The 19,139-nt window shown below is 45.2% G+C and carries 17 protein-coding genes; 7 read left to right on the plus strand and 10 right to left on the minus strand.

The genetic code is table 11. The annotated features are described in order from the left end of the window. Positions 1 to 274 precede the first annotated feature (274 nt). The gene (locus EKG39_RS02015) at positions 275 to 835 is read left to right on the plus strand and encodes an NnrU family protein (RefSeq protein ID WP_126503744.1); all 561 of its coding nucleotides are present in this window, start codon (positions 275 to 277) and stop codon (positions 833 to 835) included. A gap of 124 nt (positions 836 to 959) precedes the next feature. On the opposite strand, the gene EKG39_RS02020 is transcribed toward EKG39_RS02015, so the two are convergent. The 3 genes from EKG39_RS02020 to ohr form a co-directional block, all read right to left on the minus strand. Further along, entirely contained in the window at positions 960 to 1,487 is a 528-nt protein-coding gene (locus EKG39_RS02020; protein ID WP_126503746.1) for a type II secretion system protein, read from the minus strand. Positions 1,488 to 1,750: 263 nt separating this feature from the next. Further along, positions 1,751 to 2,137 carry a DoxX family protein gene (locus EKG39_RS02025; RefSeq protein WP_126503748.1) on the minus strand — a complete coding sequence of 129 codons (387 nt, stop codon included), beginning with the start codon at positions 2,135 to 2,137 and terminating at the stop codon, positions 1,751 to 1,753. Between the two features lie 81 nt (positions 2,138 to 2,218). Beyond that, complete coding sequence (gene ohr / locus EKG39_RS02030; RefSeq protein WP_126503749.1) at positions 2,219 to 2,641, minus strand: organic hydroperoxide reductase Ohr; 423 nt, start codon at positions 2,639 to 2,641, stop codon at positions 2,219 to 2,221. A gap of 321 nt (positions 2,642 to 2,962) precedes the next feature. Here ohr and EKG39_RS02035 point away from each other — a divergent pair, with 321 nt between their 5' ends. Further along, positions 2,963 to 3,424 (plus strand): hypothetical protein, encoded by a 462-nt coding sequence (locus EKG39_RS02035; RefSeq protein ID WP_126503751.1) that lies wholly within the window; start codon positions 2,963 to 2,965, stop codon positions 3,422 to 3,424. Between the two features lie 148 nt (positions 3,425 to 3,572). Beyond that, entirely contained in the window at positions 3,573 to 4,571 is a 999-nt protein-coding gene (locus tag EKG39_RS02040) for a lipid A deacylase LpxR family protein (RefSeq protein WP_126503753.1), read from the plus strand. A gap of 190 nt (positions 4,572 to 4,761) precedes the next feature. On the opposite strand, the gene EKG39_RS02045 is transcribed toward EKG39_RS02040, so the two are convergent. The 7 genes from EKG39_RS02045 to EKG39_RS02080 form a co-directional block, all read right to left on the minus strand. Next, positions 4,762 to 5,670 (minus strand): diguanylate cyclase, encoded by a 909-nt coding sequence (locus EKG39_RS02045; protein WP_126503755.1) that lies wholly within the window; start codon positions 5,668 to 5,670, stop codon positions 4,762 to 4,764. After that, positions 5,663 to 10,066, minus strand: coding sequence for a response regulator (locus EKG39_RS02050; RefSeq protein WP_126503757.1), 4,404 nt, complete (start codon positions 10,064 to 10,066; stop codon positions 5,663 to 5,665). Before EKG39_RS02050 ends, EKG39_RS02045 begins: the two co-directional genes overlap by 8 nt. A 285-nt stretch (positions 10,067 to 10,351) precedes the next feature. Then, positions 10,352 to 10,930 carry a type II secretion system protein gene (locus EKG39_RS23725; protein WP_281276219.1) on the minus strand — a complete coding sequence of 193 codons (579 nt, stop codon included), beginning with the start codon at positions 10,928 to 10,930 and terminating at the stop codon, positions 10,352 to 10,354. A gap of 73 nt (positions 10,931 to 11,003) precedes the next feature. After that, positions 11,004 to 11,294, minus strand: a complete 291-nt coding sequence (locus EKG39_RS02060) for a putative hemolysin (RefSeq protein WP_126503759.1) — start codon at positions 11,292 to 11,294, stop codon at positions 11,004 to 11,006. 127 nt (positions 11,295 to 11,421) lie between these two features. Further along, positions 11,422 to 12,090 (minus strand): hypothetical protein, encoded by a 669-nt coding sequence (locus EKG39_RS02065; protein WP_126503761.1) that lies wholly within the window; start codon positions 12,088 to 12,090, stop codon positions 11,422 to 11,424. Between the two features lie 517 nt (positions 12,091 to 12,607). Then, positions 12,608 to 13,402, minus strand: coding sequence for a hypothetical protein (locus tag EKG39_RS02070; RefSeq protein WP_126503763.1), 795 nt, complete (start codon positions 13,400 to 13,402; stop codon positions 12,608 to 12,610). Between the two features lie 413 nt (positions 13,403 to 13,815). Further along, the gene (locus EKG39_RS02080) at positions 13,816 to 15,096 is read right to left on the minus strand and encodes a serine hydrolase domain-containing protein (protein ID WP_126503767.1); all 1,281 of its coding nucleotides are present in this window, start codon (positions 15,094 to 15,096) and stop codon (positions 13,816 to 13,818) included. 211 nt (positions 15,097 to 15,307) lie between these two features. Between EKG39_RS02080 and EKG39_RS02085 the strand changes: the two genes are divergently transcribed. From EKG39_RS02085 to EKG39_RS02095, 4 genes are all read left to right on the plus strand, one after another. Then, on the plus strand, positions 15,308 to 15,952 hold the full coding sequence (locus EKG39_RS02085) for a hypothetical protein (RefSeq protein WP_126503769.1): 645 nt from the start codon (positions 15,308 to 15,310) through the stop codon (positions 15,950 to 15,952). 269 nt (positions 15,953 to 16,221) lie between these two features. Then, positions 16,222 to 16,710: a hypothetical protein gene (locus EKG39_RS23570; RefSeq protein ID WP_246028393.1), complete on the plus strand. Its 489-nt coding sequence runs from the start codon at positions 16,222 to 16,224 to the stop codon at positions 16,708 to 16,710. Further along, positions 16,674 to 18,362, plus strand: a complete 1,689-nt coding sequence (locus tag EKG39_RS02090) for an LruC domain-containing protein (protein ID WP_246028394.1) — start codon at positions 16,674 to 16,676, stop codon at positions 18,360 to 18,362. Before EKG39_RS23570 ends, EKG39_RS02090 begins: the two co-directional genes overlap by 37 nt. Before the next feature lie 25 nt (positions 18,363 to 18,387). After that, complete coding sequence (locus EKG39_RS02095) at positions 18,388 to 18,975, plus strand: hypothetical protein (RefSeq protein WP_126503771.1); 588 nt, start codon at positions 18,388 to 18,390, stop codon at positions 18,973 to 18,975. Positions 18,976 to 19,139: the final 164 nt, after the last annotated feature.

Genomic DNA, 19,139 nt, shown 5'->3' on the forward strand with positions numbered 1-19,139 from the left:
CGTCATCAGTCACAGGCACCTATCTATAATTCTCACCGCTCTATAATTTGCACTTTAAGATAGAATAATCACCTTCGAGCAACAGCATTCTTTCTCTTGATATGCTTTACTGTAGCAGAACTTTTGTTCACTTTAACCACTAAATTAATCAAAAAAGTTCAAGACGTTAAAACAAAGTAGGTGACAGCCTTGTTGTATTGATTGAGGCTTTTATCCCCCCTGTGATTCGGACTTAAGATTCGAAAGCAGTAACACTATTTATAAGGATATTGGCATGATAGTTTTGTTATCGGGAATGGCGCTGTTTATCGCTATTCATCTATTTCCTACTCAGGTACAAGCTCGGCAAGCTTTGATCGATAAATTGGGAAGAGTTCCCTATCTGGCGCTGTTTTCCACCATTTCACTTATCGGTTTTATGCTAATCATCAATGGCTTTGGCATGGCCTCTAAGGAGCAACTCTGGCAACCACTGACTTTCGCCAGGCCACTGACTCATGCCATCATGCCACTGGTGTTTATCTTGCTTGTTTCTGCTTACCTCAATACCTATATACGTGCAAAACTCAAACACCCAATGTTGATTGCCACCTGCTTATGGGCCTTAGTGCACTTGCTTGCCAACGGTGATCTAGCCTCCAGCGTAGTATTCGGCGGGTTCTTTCTCTACGCCTTAGCCGACATCTTACTGGCAAAAACCAGGGACACTATCGTGCCCAAAAGTAAACATCCTAAGGCAAAGTTCGATGTCATCGCTGTGGTGGTTGGACTGATTGTTTATGGTTTGGTGCTGCGCGGCCACCAAACACTGTTCGGTGTGTCCGTGATCGGCTGATGAAATGATGGACAGATAAAATGGGGGGATTTCCCCCCCGTTATGGGGTACTTCTGATAACTTAGGCTATTTAACTACTTAAGCCCTTGATAACTTGTCCGGTAAACGAGGAACTTAAGCTGGTTCAACAACCTTCAATCACAACCTCATAGACCGGCGCAGCTTTGGGATCGTCCTGACTACAGGTATCAGGGTTGGTGGTACCGTAGGCTTGCTGGTACATAAAATAGCATTGGCTGGATTTTATATCACTCTGGTTAAAGCCAAAATAGACCTTATCGAGGCTCTCAAACTCATAACCTAAACGGTCATCGCTATAGTTTAATCTCTTAGCTACATCGGTGTTATCAAGGTAACCGCATTTCAAACGAGTTTCGTAAACGCCATCACCGTCAACATCAACATCGGTAAGGTCGCCACGGACCGATACCGGCTGAGCCCGGTAACTGGATAGTTTGGACAAGATATACATCTGCTTATTTGCTTCTGTAACTGAGGCGCCAAATTGTTGCAACACGGCATCTTTTGCATCACCACTCAAGCTGATAAATTTGGCAGAGGCTGTCACAGCCAGCAGCCCCAAGATGACAATAACAACAACAAGCTCTATAAGGGTAAATCCATCCGAATTTGAGTACTTCTTCGAGCCCATTCAATTAACCAATAAATTCCAGAATTTTCAAGTGGCTAGATTTTGCACATGATAACGAAGTAATTCAAGCTAAATGGATGATGAGAAAGATAAATACAGATCTACCTCTCGTCTTCGTATCGCAGATGTTCTCAGTCTACGCCTGATAATAAAAAGGCTAACCAATTTGGGTTAGCCATTTTCTCTGACTCTCAATGATATTTTCAGAGGCGACAAAGCTCAGTGAACCTCTGAATGATTCATGGGCGGAAGCCCAAGCCTTTTCACTTTAAACTCCGAGAGCCTGTTCCAGAGTGACCAGCCAGCACAAGCAGTCCTGCCAGGATCCCCAGGTTTTTAATGAAGTTTTGCATCTCATGGGCGCCCTCGATTCCGCTGTAGTTCCAAAAATCATGTAAACTGACATTGATCACCACCACAAGCAGTGCAAGCAGTATCGATGCAAGTGCTGTATAGCGGTTCATCAGTAGGGCGATGGCGGCAACGATCTCAAAGACTGCCGCCGCAGCCAGCAGTTGAGGGATCATGAACATCCCATGGGCTTCCATTAAGGAAATATGCATATCCCAGCTGGCAAACTTCATGATACCGGGCAGTAAGAAATATAGCGCTAATAACACCCGTCCCACAGCCACTAATCTTTGATTCATCTTCTCACTCTCTCAATGACCTGTATGAATTATTTACTAATATTAATGCCCTGATTCATATATACAGAGCATAAACTAAGGTTAGATGCTCTCGCCACTTACCGTTAGTGCCACATCGATATTGTTACGCACCGCATTTGAGTATGGGCAGACAAGGTGCGCGCTCCTCACTAAGGCAACTGCTTGCTCTTGAGGCAACTCCAGCTCCACGGACAGGGCAACGGATAATCCAAACCCGCCCTCTTCTCTGACTCCAATTCCCACGGTTGCAGTTACCGGCGCTAGAGTTAGGGCCAACTTACCTTCACGGGCAACATGCAGCAGCGCGTTCGAGAAGCAGGCACTATAACCCGCGGCAAAAAGTTGTTCCGGATTGGTCGCCTCTCCTGAGCCTCCCATCTCTTTTGGGTAGCTTAATGCTAAGGCAAGTTTGCCATCATCTGTCGCGACATTGCCATTACGTCCTGCGCTAGCTGTTGCTTGAGTGCTATATAGTGCTTTCATTGTTTAACTCCGTAATTACTGAAAGGTGCACATTTCCTACCGTTTCCGACAAGTTTTGCCGATAAGACTACTGGTAAAGATTGTGCGCAACTGAATTAAGGCAATTTATACCACACCAATGGATTGCAAGCAAATCAATTGCACGCAAATTAATTTCACGCAAGATAACTTACATTGATACAGCAACAGATAATGAAGTAACGAAAATATCATCACAGAGCCGATACGGAACGGTGTTTTATTCAGCACAGGTTAAGGGCATATCGACTAACCTTGAATTGAAAACATAGGGTTCCAGAGATAGGCTTCCAGAGGAGAGTCATGAAAAGGTTAATTATCGGCGTCTGTTTTTTACTAATCTCCGCTGTCGGTTTCGCGGATGAGTTCAATCGCGAACTTTGGACCCTGCAGCATTCTCAAGCTCAAGCCGCTATCGTCTCAAGCCACGGATACCAGAAGATGAAACTTGTCGACACCGGCAAAGGTAAAGCGGTGGTGGTTTTTACTCACCTTGACGATCTGGCCTACTGTGGTGGCCAAGATGCCCTGTTTAAGCCTATTCCCACCCGCATAGATGTCGAATTGGAGGTCAATAAAGCATTACAGCTTATGTCTGTTCCGGCATTAATCGGATGCAACCAAGGCGTATCCTTCGCAGAGGTGAACGGGAAAGCCAGCATGAAACTCATTGGTATGATGCAAGATGCTGCTCGGGTACTATTTTATGATCAAACCTTTACATTAAACGGATTCGAAGCTGTATCCCAAAAAGTGATCCACTGACCCGGTAGTCTATACTGATCCTTGCCTCCCCTCCGCATGATGAGGGACGAATACAAAGCGTCACATCAATTCTGTTGAAGAGTGATCAGGGATCTGTTTATGCTCAAGGGAAGTTTACTTTATTTGCTATCGTTTATTGGAGCTGAATATGAACTATCAAGTTTCAAAACACTTTATCAGTACCTCATTTCTCTTACTCATCTCTCCCTGGGCAGGTGCGGGGCAGTGGCATCTGCAGGTCGATAATGACTTTGTATTCAGTGATGACGGTAACTATACCAATGGCTTAGTGCTGGGTTGGGAGAGTCCTCCAATGCAAAGCCTGAATGACGCCGTCCTTCCTATACGTTGGCAAAGCTTATTCAACTTCGGGCAACACGATGCACTAACAGCCTGGGGACTGAAACTCTCACAACAGATGTGGACTCCGGGTGAAATCAAGATTTCGACTCCCCAACCCTATGACCGCCCCTATGCCGGTTATTTAGCGCTCGAGAGTCATACCGCAACCTATGGTGGGAGATGGGCTCAGAAAAACTGGTTATCACTTGGGGTGGTCGGCCCCGCTTCCGGCACGGATCAATTACAGAACATGTTCCATAAGCTCACACCATCATCAACACCCAAAGGTTGGCAGCATCAGATTGAAAATCAGTTAACACTTCAAATTGCCTACGAGGTAGACGCACTTCTCCTCCGCCAGGATGCATTCAATAGCACCACCACAGGTAAGACCGAGTGGGAGCTTAGTGGACTCAGCCACTCACAAGTCGGCAATTTTCGCAGTGAAACGGATCTTGGATTAACCTTCAGATGGGGAACAAATTTAGCAGATTCATTTGGTCGATTGAGCCAGCATAGTGGCCAATTAGGAAACATATCGGCTACCGCTGAATCCAGCAGCTGGATGTTTTTCACCCGCGCCTATATTGGTTATCGGTTCAATGACGAAACTATTGATGGCTCCCTTCCCTATGAGTCCTATATTGAAGTTGAAAACAATCAGGCTGGTATTACCACAGGCTTTATCTGGGCTCGCCCCTCCTGGGCACTTGCATGGAACTTTAATGCTTACAGCAAAGAGCACCAGAGCGATACCGATAAATGGCATGGTTATGGCTCATTAATCGTCATCTGGCGGCTTTAATAGCAAAATAATATTCAAGCATCTAACCAGAAGCGCTACCTGCGAGAACATTCATACTCTGCTGATAGTGAAACGCACTGAATGGCTTTTCTGCTGATAGTGAAACGCACTGAATGGCTTTACTGCTAATTTGTTTACGAATAGTTATTTGCTCAAAGTTTGCTAATAGCTTTTTGCTAAAAGTTTTTTGCTAAAGGTTTTCGTCACAACTTAACTGAATCGTGGCCGGTACGACTCTATTTCTTCCCAACTCTTTCGCGCGATAAACCGCCTCATCGGCACGTGCCAATAGTTGCTCGAAAGTCTCTTCATTAGGTCTAAGCTCTGCCACACCGAAGCTGGCAGTAACTGGGATCCCTGCCGGCATCAGCTTTTCAATTTTATCCCTCAACATCTCAGCCTTTTCCTCGGCACTATCTATTGAGCAATGCTCAAACAGGGCGACAAACTCCTCCCCGCCGAAACGCGCTACCACATCCTCTTTGCGATTACTCTCGGCTAAAACTTTAGCAACGGCTTGCAATACACTATCTCCGGCCTGATGACCAAACTGATCATTGACCTGTTTAAAGTGGTCGATATCTATCATTAGTATCGACAATGGATTGCTGTGACGGATAGATTCCGCCATTTTTTGATTTGCTGCTTCGATCAGAAAATGGCGGTTATAGAGCTGGGTAAGTTGATCGTGCAGCGCCATATTGCGCAGTTCATCACTCTTTTGTTTTAACATGATCTGAGTACTTACCCGGGCGGTAACGATAGCGGGACGGATAGGCTTAGTGATGTAGTCTACGGCCCCGAGTTGTAATCCATACTCCTCCTCATCATCACTGTCTCTCCCGGTGACGAAGATGACAGGCACATGCTGGGTATGTGGATTAGCCTTAAGCTTCCTGCATACTTCATAGCCATCCATTTCTGGCATAACCACATCCAACAAGATGAGATCTGGCAAAGGGGCTGTCCGTGCGAGCTCGAGACATCGCTGTCCATTCATTGCAATTTTTAGCCGGTAGTCTTTTTTTAAACACCCTGCCAAGAGTTGAATATTGGTCCGTGTATCATCAACGATCAAAATGGTTGGTAAGTCATTCATTAACCAGGTCCTTGTTGAATTCAGAGCGACTTTCAATTAGCGATTTTTTTAGCAGCCTTAATGTTGCTGTGGCCTCGGCATGCTCGAAATCGGCCAGTTGATTCACTAGCTGGTTACAGAGTTCCTGCGTGGCTTTATTTTCGGTTGCCGTCTTTAAACAGGAAAAATCGTCCACATCGATATAGCTGCCATCATCGAGAAGGTTACCAATATCCTCCAGCATCAGATTTAACGCGTCGTCGCTCATGCATTTATGTTGCTGAAGTTGCGGGACATTGGTAGTTTGAAAGTCCTCGATACAGGCTTTCAATTCGCTATAGGCCAAATTAAAAGCAGGAATAGCATTCTTAATCGAATTGATATCGAAAATTTTTGCCGCAGACTCAATCGTTTCGGCCTCTGCCCGCAACATTTCTGCACCAACATTCGCAGCAACGCCCTTCACAGTATGTGCCGACTGCCTGATCTGCTCGATATCTTCACTTTCTGCTGCAAGTAAGAGTGAATTTACCCTAGCAGGAATATCCTCCATAAAAAGGGTCACGATTGAGTTAAACAGTGACTCCTTTCCCATGGCTCGCTTCATTAAGCCCTCTCTATCCCAGACTTGGACTTCACCAGCTTGAGCGTCTTGCTCATCAAGTATAGAGGCCTTTGATTCTACTGGAGGAGAAAACAGATCCGCTTCAGTTTCCCTTCCTCCAGCATGACTAGCTGTAAGCCATTGATGTAGCTTTAAACCTAGTTTGTCTGAATCGATAGGTTTAGAAAGGTAGTCACTCATTCCGGCATCTAAACACTTCTCTTTATCTCCCATCATGGCATTTGCAGTCATGGCCACAATAGGAATATCAAGATACTGTTCGCCTGCATTTCCGGCTCGGATCTGTCTGCTTGTCTCGTAGCCATCCAACTCGGGCATTTGACAGTCCATCAATATCAGCGAATATGGCTTGCTGCCGCCTTGCCGCAATTGTTCTAATGCCAAAACGCCATTGTCAGCAACCTCGGTCGATATACCTAAGTCTTCTAAAATCCCCTTGGCCACCAGCTGGTTGACATAATTATCTTCGACTAAAAGAATATGAGTATTCTGGGGCCAGGATAATTCCCCCTCCTTAGCATGGTTCAATGATTGTAAATAATGATGAGTCACCAGCGGCTGAGCCTCTTGCAGTGCCTGCCCCCCTTCAGAAACAATGGCTAAGGCATCAAATAGATCGGATGTCGTCGTAGGCTTCGGAAAATAGGCACTAAATCCCAGATCGGCGAAGAAGCTTGCATCACCTATTTGTGACATTGAGGTCATCATCACCAGCTTCATCGACTCGAATCTGCTGTCTGCTTTCAGCCTCTTTCCCAGCTCGGCCCCGTCCATATCGGCCATCTGCATATCTAAAAAAGCTACGTCGAATAGTTGCTTATTCGGATCTTCAAAATACTCTTCGCAAATTTGAATCGCATGAGGACCACTCTTTGCGTCGACCACATCGGCTCCCCAATACTCGAGCTGGCCGCGGATCACCTCTCTGTTGGTTTCATTATCATCAACGACCAATAACTTTAAGGCGGTAATATCGACCTTAGGTACAACTAACTTAGAGTTAGCACTTCGCCCTATTTTCACCTCGAATTGGAAACAACTCCCCCGCCCCTCTTCGCTTTCTACAGATATACTCCCTCCCATAAGATCGCAGACTTTTTTTACAATGGCCAAACCTAGCCCCGTCCCGCCATACTTTCGGGTAGTGGAAGCATCCACCTGACTGAATGAGTCAAACAATGAGTCAATTTTATCTTCCGCGATGCCAATACCAGTATCTGAAACCGAACACTTAAAAAGCCATAATGTCTCATCGGCAGAGGGGACAAGCTCGGCCTTAATGACCACCTCCCCCTGCTGGGTAAACTTAATCGCATTGCCCGTAAGGTTAGTTAATGCTTGTCTAAGACGCCCGGGATCACCATTGACTATAGAGTGCTCGACCCCTTTAACATCTAATATCAGCTCAAGGTTTTTATTTTGCGCCAGATGCGCCATACCTTCGGCAAACTCTCCCAGCATCCCCCGTAAATTAAAATCTAAGTTTTCCAGTTCAAGTTTGCCGGCATCAATTTTCGAATAATCGAGAATATCGTTTATCAGGGTCAATAAAGATTGGGCGCTGGACTGAGCAATCCCCACTCTTCGTCGCTGAAAATCTGATAAATTAGTATTGAGTAGGAGCCCCAGCATTCCCAACACGCCATTCATCGGTGTACGTATCTCATGACTCATGCTGGCCAAAAACTCACTCTTGGCTTTGACTGCCAGCTCGGCCCCCTCTTTAGCTAACATCAGCTCACTCTGTGCCTTCATTCTTTCGGTAATATCCCGAAAACTCCATACCCGTCCTATGGCCACATCTTCAGACATCATAGGCAGTGATGCACGCTCAAATACCCTGCCATCTTTAAACTCTAGAGAATCGAATAACTCAAGCTCCGGCTCCCTATAGAGCCGCTCAATAGTTTGTATAAATGAGTCTGGAGCGATAAGTTGAGCTTTGGCATGACTGGCGAGTTCAACATCTTCTCGTCCAATTAGTTGATTGTCCGTGATCTGCCAAAGCTCGGAGAAACGACTGTTAACCTGCAGTATCTTACCCTTGATGCTGGTAACCAGGATGCCGTGATCTGTTGATTCGAGTACTGAATGCATCAAAGACAGTGCCTCTTTCATCTTTATCGAAGCCATCATACGTTCGGTAATATCGGTACGAATGGCGATATAACTGTGGGGCTCACCATCGGCATCTTTAAGTGGAACTACAGTGGTATCAACCCAGTACAAGGTGCCATTTTTGGCTCTGTTACAGATCTCGGCGTTCCATACTTCTCCCTTAGTGATCACCTCGTACATCTGCTTGAAAAAGCCCCGGGGATGATGACCCGAGTTGAGTATTCTGTGATTTCTGCCCAGGAGTTCTTCGGGTGCATAGCCACTGATCTCTGAAAAAAGCCGATTGACATAGGTGATCGTTCCCTTGAGATCTGTTACGGCGACGATTGAATGCTGATCGAGTGCAAATTTTTGCCCCTCTAAGCTATCTATTGCCAATTGAGTTTGTTCATTTGCCTTGTACAAGGCCTGTTCATGGGCCTTTCTTGAAACCAACATAGAGTTAAATGCTTCGGTCAGCTGACCTATCTCATTATGACTCTCTATGGTTATTTCCCCCACCTCCTTCCCTGAGGCCATCTTCAGGCTCGCCGCCGCCAACACTTTAATCGGATAGGTGATTTTTCGGGTAATATAGACAGCTGAGATAATGACCACTAAAGCGGTAAGCATGACTAAAAACATGGTTATCTTCCCTAACCAGTTTATTGCCGATAACGCTTCATCCCGTTCTAACTCGCTAATGAACAGCCAAGTCACATTAGCCATTTTGACTTCCTGATGAATGCCAATAACTTCCAGACCATTAGGGCCTATATATTCTGAGGCCGACTCTTTTATACTCGGCTCATTCTCACCAGTATTCCTGCTATCAGTTTTGTGCAACCTATGATTTTCACGCCAGGAGCTAAATTGGAATGTATCAATTTTTCTCACAAGCACTTCATTCCAATTATCTTTTATAGGCGTTCTTAATGTGCCATCTTCAGCTATCAGGTAGTGTGATAACGAGCTATGTCCTCCGATAGTAGAACCTAATAAATTCAATATCTTCTCAAACTTTAATTGAATGGCGAAAACCCCTATTGGCTCTCCGAATTCATCAAGCAAGAGTGCACTGATAAACCCCGCAAAAGGCTCTGATGACGCCTCGTAGCGCTCTAATCCGGAAAAATTAGCATCGCTGGTATCAATAACTACACGGACACTATTCGAAAACAGTGAATCACTAAACTGTTCACTGAAAATATTTTGGCCAAGGTCCTCCTCTTTGGTCACGTTAAAGAGGATATTTCCCTGCATATCGATCAAGTACAGATCGCTGATATAGTCATACTGATGGGCCTTCGTCAGGAGCTCATGCTGATAAGTGTCGATTATCTGCTCCCACTCAGAAGTTCGAACATACTCCTCCCCGGCCAATTTACTTCTCTCCAACCCCGCAATAAGCGACTGCAGTAAGAGGGAGTTATTGGGAGAAGCGGCTTCAACATTAAGGTCGACCATCCGATACTGAAACCAGTTCTGAATGGCTTTTGTGCTCAACAAAGAGGACTGAGCCAGCTCCTTCTGCGACACCTTTAGCAGGCTTTGTTTCGCTTGCTCGTAGCTAAACCAGGAAACGGCAACCAACGGGATTAATGAGAGCATCAGAAACCATAAAATTAAACTAATACTCAAAGAGCCATACTTACCTTTTACTGGGCTATCTATTTCATTCGGCTTATCGTCCATATTCACCTTTTAACTATCACTATTGACTGCTCCGATAACTATCTGAATGCAAAACAAGGATGAATTGAGCTTAGTAGAGGTGGTGAGATAATTCACGAAAAGCGGAAACAAAACAGAGACAAGGGAGGTAATAATCAAAACAAAGAGAGGATAAACATAGCTTATCAGCCATAGTAAAAAGGTTGGTAATAACCGATTGCTATTAGGCTTGCCGTTAAGGGGAAACAACAAGCCAGAGTCAAAACCTGAAACACTCACAGAGCTAGAGCCAACTCTTGAGGCAACTTAGCAACCTGAGTCAACTAATTCGAAAATAACCGCATCTCCCTCCGCATTTATCCCCGTATATTGCAAGTGACAACCAGAGTCGACAGATAAACCTTTGGGCACAAAATTGACAAACCTATCACTGCCATGGATAAAAACTCCCCACTGGCGAGTAACGACGGTGGACTCATCCTTGAGGTGCTCAGCATCTAATGCCAGAACCTGAGTAATACTTTCATACACCTCAGTACCTCTGTCGGCACTGTCGAGATAACCTGCGCTGGCTTTTCTCGCAAGAGGTAAAGCGGAGGGAATATGACCATAGGTCAGTAATGTGTTGCCAATTCCTCCTCCCAGCCCAACTTCGGCCACAGCTTGATGTGCTTTTCCCTGGAGTATGGCTTTAGAAAAGGCCAGCTGATTTCCGCTTGAAATTGCCCCTCTTACACCATTTAATACCGAGCGATGAGCATCACTCTTTAAATTGATAAACTTGGGCGCTGCAATCACAGACAAAATACCCAAAATTACTATCACTATCACGAGTTCGACTAAGGTAAATCCTGAATCTGTTGTCAATCTAACTGATGGACGCAAAATTATTGCCTCTTTTGCTGCTTGTTGGCCATTGTGAGAAATCCGTTGTGGTCAAAACTAAATGGAACAGGTTTTATTTGCCTTGATGATCACGATGGTAGAGCGCCCACTCCTCGACCACTTCACCGGAGGGAAGCGTACAGATACCTTGTTGTCCATCGGGACCAGTGACAATCTCCAGCACTCCACCCTGTGCGATACAGTAGTCAGAAGCCGGGTTACTCATGTTTGCCATACCAGCCTCTTCATGAATGGAACATGCCGCAAGGGCTAAGATAATAAGCAGACCAACACCGATAAAGACGCCGTTAATCACCTTCTCAAATGAGATATTGCTAAACAAATCAGGGTTCATATTCTTCATTAAATGACTCCATATAATCTTGGATATCAGGCAGGGAGAAGCTCTCACTTATCGGCCTGTAAATATAAAAAAGCGCCCGAGAGGACGCTTAGCGATAACGCTTATTCTTTATTATTTAAGTAATGACTTAGAAACGGTAACCGACGGTAAACATTACAGTGCTGAAATCCTTATCGGAAACAGAATAGTTCAGAGACTCTTTAGCGCCAGGAAGGCCAAAGAAGTTAGCCTCGCCCTTCATGTCACGGTCTCCAGAATGGAAAGTGTAGTGAACATTAAAGTTCAGGCCATTATCCATGTAATACCCGACACCAATCATAGGCTTAATGACATTATCGCTATTTGAATAAGCATCAAAACCTACCGAGTCTTCATTACCAGGCATGCTTTCAGTTAGAGTTAATCCAGCATTTTGTTTATATTTTGAAAACTCAGCACCCGCCTTAACAGCTAGGTGACCCGCACCCACGGCAAACTGGTAACCAACATATACAGAGTGTGCTTTATAGCTCTCTTTTGTATATGCAGATGCATTAAGCACAGGCGTGTCTGCAAAAGGAACAACATTTCTATCTTCTGATGAAGCCGACCAGTTTGACTCCTCTTTATCACCTGTATAGGTATAACCAAAGATGAAATCCTGGTAGCCAGCTTCCAAGCCTAAGGCTACATTGCTGCCGAATGCCTTATTGTTTGATGCACCAACCATAGGGTTGAGTGTAAATTCACTCGCACTTGCCGAAGCGGATAGGGCAAGCATTGAAGTTACGGCGCACGCTAATAATACTTTTTTCATCATAATTCTCTCTGATTCTCTGAATGAGTTGGCTTCATGCCAGGTTGTTCACCTTGTGAGCCAAGCTTTTAATCGCAGGTCACTGGCGAGGTACTAAGGGGTTAACTAAGAGGGCTTTTCCTCTCTTTGTTAAGATGTGTTCATGATATAGAGGGAGGGTTTACCAAACATCATTAAGAAAATTGATAAGCCTTAGAGATACAAAAAAGGAAAATCACCACCTTATCGTTACAAAACCGTGATCATTTTTAGCAGCTGGTCCCAATGGATATAAACATGTGAAGACAGGGTTACTTTCAAGACTCTTTTTTATGTGACTCGGTTAGTCAGCCAGTAAAATCATAGTGATATAAGTGGAAAGCTAAATAAAATGCATAAAAAAGCCAGTCGAAAATTCCGGCTGGCTTAATAAAGCTTATTCACATTGTAAGGCCATGAAAGAATGTCAGACCTATAGCTCGTAGCTCGTAGCTCGTAGCTCGTAGCTCGTAGCTCGTAGCTCGTAGCTTAAAAGTTTCTAGAAATAATATGAAACTCCAATTTCAAACTTGTTGTCATTGTCGATTTCACTCATAGGTGATCCGATAATATTCATCTCGGCATCGCTGCGGGTATAGGTATGGCTCACCTCGGTCCACCATTTGCCATCTGCACTTATCGGCATACCGAAGCCGGTTTTAACCTTGAATATATCGGCAGAAATTTTGTCACCCTTACCATTGGTACTTGGCTCACCATCGAGATGCATAAATTGAGGCTGAATGATTAGATACTTACCCATGTCGCCTAAGGCGATAGAGCCAAAAAGGTTCACCTGATAACCCGTTAAATCGACCTTGCCCTGCTGATGTTCGGCCTCTCCCTTCACGTATGCGACATTAGGAAAAATAGATAGCGCTTCCCAAGGTGTGGTTACTTTGGCGATGGCCCCCAGGGCGACAATATCTGTGCTCACGTCCTTATCATCACTCTTCCAGCCTTTCATGTAGTCCACAGAGAAACCAGCCTGAGGAAGCAGGGAGCTGCCGGTATCTAACACTTGAAAATAGCGCAGGCGCGAGTTCTGTGCTTTCTTGCCAAACTCATTATTCTTGGTTGCCAGAGCATGCTCGACCAAACCGATATAGTTATTCCCCTCAGAATAGGCTCCGGCGATACCTAACATGCCGTTAAGCTTGCCTTCATTATCTATAGTGCCGTAAGCAAATGAATTAACAGCGGTTAAGTCTGAAGGATCCGGCTGCTTGTCGCTGGCAAAAGCAGCACCAGAAAAACCGATAATCAGAGCGATAGAGATAAGTGTTTTCTTCATAATAGATCCTCAAAATCATAGAGACTGAAATAGATAACTGAGTGGGATGCGAAAGCTAAATGGCATTGAGATAATTAACTTTACAGCACTCTGCTTTAGTGAATATTTTAAGGATTGGAGTTAGCTAAACATCATTAAGAGGATTAGTAATGCAGGTGTAATAGAAGCCATAGAAGTAGGAAGTAGGAAGTAGGAAGTAGGAAGTAAGAAGTAAGAAGTAAGAAGTAAGAAGTAAGAAGTAAGAAGTAAGAAGTAAGAAGTAAGAAGTAAGAAGTAAGAAGTAAGAAGTAGGAAGTAGGAAGTAGGAAGTAGGAAGTAGGAAGTAGGAAGTAGGAAGCTGGAAGCATCAATCATAAGTGAAGGATTTTAAGAAAGGGGGCCATCCTTGGCTTCAGAGAGTCCATAAACTTTTATTAAACTTTATCCTGTGCCAGCTTATCTAAAATTGCCGGGATAATTTGATGGAAAATGAGTATTGCCATGCGTGGTGGCTCCATATCGCCGAAACCTGAGTTCATGGCAACTACGGTCTGACTTTCGGGCTCTATCACCAGAATTTGTCCATGAATTCCGACCATGGCGATGAACTTATGTCCTTTAATATCGAGTACTCTGAACTGATCTTTATACCAACCTGTCGCAAGCGCTGACTCCTTACCCTGCTGCCAAGCGAAGCGAACCTTATCGTCGCCTTGAAAGAGAGAGTCGATAAACTCGGCAGGGATGACACGCTCGCCTTGTTGATTAACTCCTTTGTTGGCTATGATCTCACCCACTTTAGCGAGATCCCGGGTGGTCATATTCAGCCCTCCCGACGCCACCACTTCACCCTTTCGGTTGCTCATCCATTTGGCAGGTTGCTCTGCACCAATTTTGCTCCAGATTTGCGACTCAAGCAGCTGGGCTAATGCCTGCCCCTGTACCTTCTCGACAACTTTACCTAAAAGCTCAGTATTCACATCCAGGTAGTCATACACTTTGCCTATAGGTCTATGGTTATCCAGAGTCATGGCATAATCTATCACGCCGCGCATATCCGGATATTTACTGTCACCGTTCCAATCTTGCGCTTCTGTCATGCGGTCATCCCAGAGCTTTCCTTCACTGAAGGTGACACCTATGCCTGAACGCATATCGGCAACCTCTTGTACTGTCGCATCCTCAAACCCAGTGCCTTTCAACTCAGGAAGATAGTGAATAATGCCTCTGTCCATATCCAACTTACCCTGCGCCACAGCAATTGAAGCCAGTAGGGATGTAAATGACTTAGTTACTGACATCTGCAGATGTGTCTGCTCGGCCCCATAACCATTCCAGAAGTGCTGATGCACTAAGACCCCTTTGTTAAGCACCACCATAGAGTGATTTTTCAATCTGTCTCTGAGGAGCACTTCTAAGCTGTGCTCACCGTCGAGATCGTAGCCCGTTAACTGCAACAGTGCTTGAGAACGATGAGACCACTCACGAAACTTACCATTGGCAGGCAATGGGATATCCATATGAGGTGTGAATCGATAGGCATTAGGAAATGTCGCCGCGGCATGGGCTCCATGGTCCCAATTATCCTGGGTGACACCCAAAGCAGATGATTGCTGAACGAATGCGCTATCGACAGGCTTAAATTCCACCGCTTGTGCCTGATGACTCAAGGCTAGGGGAAGTGCTAATAACAGTAAGGATGTTATTGTCTTCATGTAATGGCTCCTGAAAAATAATTTAGTAACGCTTCTTGGTTAAAGCGATACCATTTCAATTAGGTTACAAACTTTATGAGCCACACTATGCCAAGTCGCACTTCACTATAAAACTATCTTTCTCTTAGTGATTTCTAGTAATAGAGCGTATCCAGTCGTTTGATAAACAGGTAATATTGAAGTCACTTTTTTGAATCGTTATGAGAATAAGATGACAACAAAATTATCACCTAAAGCTAAGGCAGAGCTTGGCAGCTTAATGGTAAATACTTCCGAACTGGTTAATCTGTTGTCGTTACTTCCTAAAGAGCAACTGAGTGAGTACCCGCTTCTACAGAAAGAGCTTATCAGCAAGCACCCGGGAGTCAGAGACTACAACAAGGCGATTAAGGATAAGCAGTTCTCCAAAGAGGAGTACAGAGACCGAATCTTCGCTAAGTTAGACCTCTTCGCTTACGAAATGGCTATCTCCCTCAACTCTGACTACTTAATAGAGCGGGTCAACTTGTTGGTCGGAGGCGACATCGACAAGATCGATGAGCTTGAGATGAATGAGATTGGCGCAGATGTGCTGCAGCGGATCTTAAATGACCTGAGTAACCATGTTCGAAAGCAGGTTCAACCTAAAGGCGACCATCCATTTTTAGCTGAACGTGGCAGAATCGATCATAAATTCTGGCGACACTCAGACAAGGCCTTCGATGCTTACCTTGAAGGGTATAATACCCAGGCGGCGCTCGATGCCTGGTGTCAGTTAAACCTCAATACTCGTTGCCCACAAAGCTTTATTCGCTGGATGAAAGCCTATGGCGATCCCCGTGAACTCAGTGAATGGTGTAGTTACATCGCCAATTAAGTAATAGCTCTTCAAGCTCTACTCAGCATTGAGCACTATCGAGATCTGTTAAGCTCGATGCTGAATAGTCTGCTAGCTCAGTAAATTCCGCCACCGCCCTCCTTTCTTATCATTTTGTCTTCAGTTGCAACTTGCAACTGCAGTTTGCACCAAGCTCAACCACACGAACCAAAATAACAATCAACAAATTGATTTTTATGTACTTTATTTTATGGCACACCCCCTGCATTAACTCTTAAACAAATAGATAATGGATTTAGGGATGCCCAATGAAAACAGCATACAGCTCGGTTATATATACTTGTTTATTGCTCAGCCAGGGAACGTCTTGGGCGGCGGAATTTGCAAGCTGCCCAACACAAGCCTTTATCATACAAACCCCCTCCTCCGTTCCTATCTCTTATGGAGTCGAGCTGGCGACAGGAAGTTATGTCATATTGTCAAATGATATGAATCGCCTTAAAGCCTATAACGGAGTGGGGTTTAATTATCATGATAATTATATTTATGGCTGGGATTACGAAAGCAGCACCTTAGGCAAAACAGGCGATGATTACATCATCACGCCGTTAAACGTCACCAAAGACAGCTCGGCCGCAGCTGCCGGTAACTTCTTTGTGGGTGATATCGCCATCGATGAAAATGTTTGGTACGGGTATAAAAAAACAAAGGCTTATTTAAAATCCCTCTCGATGACCCTAATAACTATTCAATGTCATTGGTGTCAGGAAGCACAAGTAATGCGACCTATAAGATAACCGACTTTGCCTTTCATCCCAATAATGGCTACATCTATGCCGTGACTAATGGTGCAACAGGTAGTTTACTGCAGATAGATCCCTCAGATGGATCGGCCAGCAACTTAGGTGTAGTGGTTATCTCATCGGGGTCAAATTTTACTTTCGGTGCCCAGTTCTTTGACCCTGACGGAACGCTTTACCTCAGTAATAACAGTGACGGAAAAATTTATCGCCTCAATGTCGATGAAGCTAACCCCAGTGCAGAAATATTTGCCTACGGCCCCTCATCATCGAGTAATGATGGTGCCCGCTGCGCCTTGGCCGAGGTCCCGGTTGGAGATAACGTTGACTTCGGCGACGCCCCGGATTCATACGGCACCTATATGGCATCGAATGGTGCCAGACACTCTATTATCGATGACTTTTATCTGGGCTCACTCGTCGATAATGAAGCCAATGGTTATCCATTGCCACTTTCTGACGACAACAGTGATGGCATAGATGATGAAGATGGTATTAGCTTCCCAACGGGCTTCGAGCTCGGAGAATCGGCGGTGATATTAGCCACCGCTACCGGCTCTGGTGGGTACCTCAACGCTTGGTTCGATTGGGATCAAAATGGCAGTTTCGACAGTGACGAACAGGCTATTACCGGGCATCCACTCTCGCCTGGCAGTAATAGTGTGAGTTTAGATGTACCTACCTGGGGGAAAGCGGGTCAATCCTGGGCCAGGTTCCGTTTCAGCAGTCTGGCAGATATCGGCCCGAGCGGAGGCGTCGGCGACGGTGAGGTGGAAGATCATCAGATAAATATCACCGAAACCGGGGTCACGATTAATTACTACCCCTCTTCATCGAGTTACACCTCGGTTGCCTATGAAGATCTCTACCCCGATCAGGAAGATTACGATATGAACGACGTTATCTTTCACCTGAGACTTGTCGAGTATATCAAGAATGACCAGATAATAAGGGTCGAATTCGAGGCTAAGCTTGCCGCCATGGGCGCCGCCTATCACAACGGATTTGCGATACAGCTGCCCGGCATAGCCAGCGAGAAGGTTAAAGAAAACTCCATCGAATGGAACATAGATGATGTCCCGCAAAGTGGCTCTCCATTAGAGTCGGGACAAACCAATGCGGTATTTATCTTTACCCAAGACCTGTGGGATCACATCAGCCTTTCAAATGGGTGTAGCTTCCTGAGAACCGAGTCTGGGTGTGGCACCAGCTACCGAACCACCTGGAAGATGAGAGTGCCCTTCGAAACCACGATTGCCCAATCACAGATGCCGGAGTTTCCCTATGATCCCTTTATCTTTGCCACTCCCGGTACCGACCATGGCTTAGCGGCCAAAAACGTGGTCGGAGAACTGCCGGGACGTAAGCTCGAGATCCACCTGAAAAACAAGGCACCGACCGATAAGTTTGCCACCGCTTATTTCGGTTCAAGAGAGGATAGATCCGATCCTGATGCGGGCCAATACTTCCTCAATGAGAATGGCATGAGTTGGGCTATCGAGATCCCGACAAGCTGGCAACACCCACTGGAAAGAGAAAGGTTAGATATGACTTATTCTGAATTTCTTAACTTTGCAGCGGATAAATCGGGAAACACCAACCCCAACTGGTACCTCAATGCAAACTCATCACTAATTTTCAAGGATTAGTCGAGACAGGTATAAGGAGCAGAACATGACATTCCCAATGAAACTAAGCTTAACGAAACATAGTGTTAGCAACTTACTCAAGAGTATTTTCACTTTACAGATCTTTAGTATCGCAATAATAGCAGCCTTAGTCTCGGCTTGCGGCGGAGGCGGTGACGATGGTACCGAAGTAACTCATGCCCCGGCAAGCACGACACCAACGACGGACACAACGACAACAACTCCCCCACCAGAGAGCACGACACCGGATCCAGACCCTGAACCAGAGACGATACCGGAACCAACCTCACTGGATGATCTGATAGTCGATGCCGACAACACCATGCAGGCCGCATTCGAGCTGGTGATCGCGATAGATATCGGTTCAGTGAAACGCGCATACTTTTCTCTGTGCGATAAATTCAGCGGCAGTAACAGCAACTACAGTGTAAATTTCGAATCTTGCCAGTACCGAGGGCCGACCACGAGCGGCAAACTTAATACAGATATAAAAATTGCCAATCATAATGGGAAATTGATAGCTGTACTTTGGTTCTACGATGGTACGCCACCTGAATATCAAATTTGGCAGTTTGATGACCAAACTCAAGAGCAGCGACTCACGTTAAACTAGCCACGAATATTTTGCGGAAAATACACCAAACTTAAACTAATCTAAATACCTGAAAGAACCTTGTCTTTGGGCGGTTGATACCCGCCCTTTTTTTCATTCGGATAACCGGATTTGTGAATGGCGCGAACAGTAAAGTTGTTGCAATTACACTCTTATTTATTACT

This window comes from Shewanella atlantica (assembly GCF_003966265.1).
In the GTDB taxonomy this organism is placed as follows: Bacteria; Pseudomonadota; Gammaproteobacteria; order Enterobacterales; family Shewanellaceae; genus Shewanella; species Shewanella atlantica.

Bases quoted from the DNA above. Each gene is read 5' to 3' on its own strand.
- EKG39_RS02015 (WP_126503744.1), top strand. From the start codon at position 275: ATGATAGTTTTGTTATCGGGAATGGCGCTGTTTATCGCTATTCATCTA.
- EKG39_RS02020 (WP_126503746.1), bottom strand. From the start codon at position 1,487: ATGGGCTCGAAGAAGTACTCAAATTCGGATGGATTTACCCTTATAGAG.
- EKG39_RS02025 (WP_126503748.1), bottom strand. From the start codon at position 2,137: ATGAATCAAAGATTAGTGGCTGTGGGACGGGTGTTATTAGCGCTATAT.
- ohr (WP_126503749.1), bottom strand. From the start codon at position 2,641: ATGAAAGCACTATATAGCACTCAAGCAACAGCTAGCGCAGGACGTAAT.
- EKG39_RS02035 (WP_126503751.1), top strand. From the start codon at position 2,963: ATGAAAAGGTTAATTATCGGCGTCTGTTTTTTACTAATCTCCGCTGTC.
- EKG39_RS02040 (WP_126503753.1), top strand. From the start codon at position 3,573: ATGAACTATCAAGTTTCAAAACACTTTATCAGTACCTCATTTCTCTTA.
- EKG39_RS02045 (WP_126503755.1), bottom strand. From the start codon at position 5,670: ATGAATGACTTACCAACCATTTTGATCGTTGATGATACACGGACCAAT.
- EKG39_RS02050 (WP_126503757.1), bottom strand. From the start codon at position 10,066: ATGGACGATAAGCCGAATGAAATAGATAGCCCAGTAAAAGGTAAGTAT.
- EKG39_RS02060 (WP_126503759.1), bottom strand. From the start codon at position 11,294: ATGAAGAATATGAACCCTGATTTGTTTAGCAATATCTCATTTGAGAAG.
- EKG39_RS02065 (WP_126503761.1), bottom strand. From the start codon at position 12,090: ATGAAAAAAGTATTATTAGCGTGCGCCGTAACTTCAATGCTTGCCCTA.
- EKG39_RS02070 (WP_126503763.1), bottom strand. From the start codon at position 13,402: ATGAAGAAAACACTTATCTCTATCGCTCTGATTATCGGTTTTTCTGGT.
- EKG39_RS02080 (WP_126503767.1), bottom strand. From the start codon at position 15,096: ATGAAGACAATAACATCCTTACTGTTATTAGCACTTCCCCTAGCCTTG.
- EKG39_RS02085 (WP_126503769.1), top strand. From the start codon at position 15,308: ATGACAACAAAATTATCACCTAAAGCTAAGGCAGAGCTTGGCAGCTTA.
- EKG39_RS23570 (WP_246028393.1), top strand. From the start codon at position 16,222: ATGAAAACAGCATACAGCTCGGTTATATATACTTGTTTATTGCTCAGC.
- EKG39_RS02095 (WP_126503771.1), top strand. From the start codon at position 18,388: ATGACATTCCCAATGAAACTAAGCTTAACGAAACATAGTGTTAGCAAC.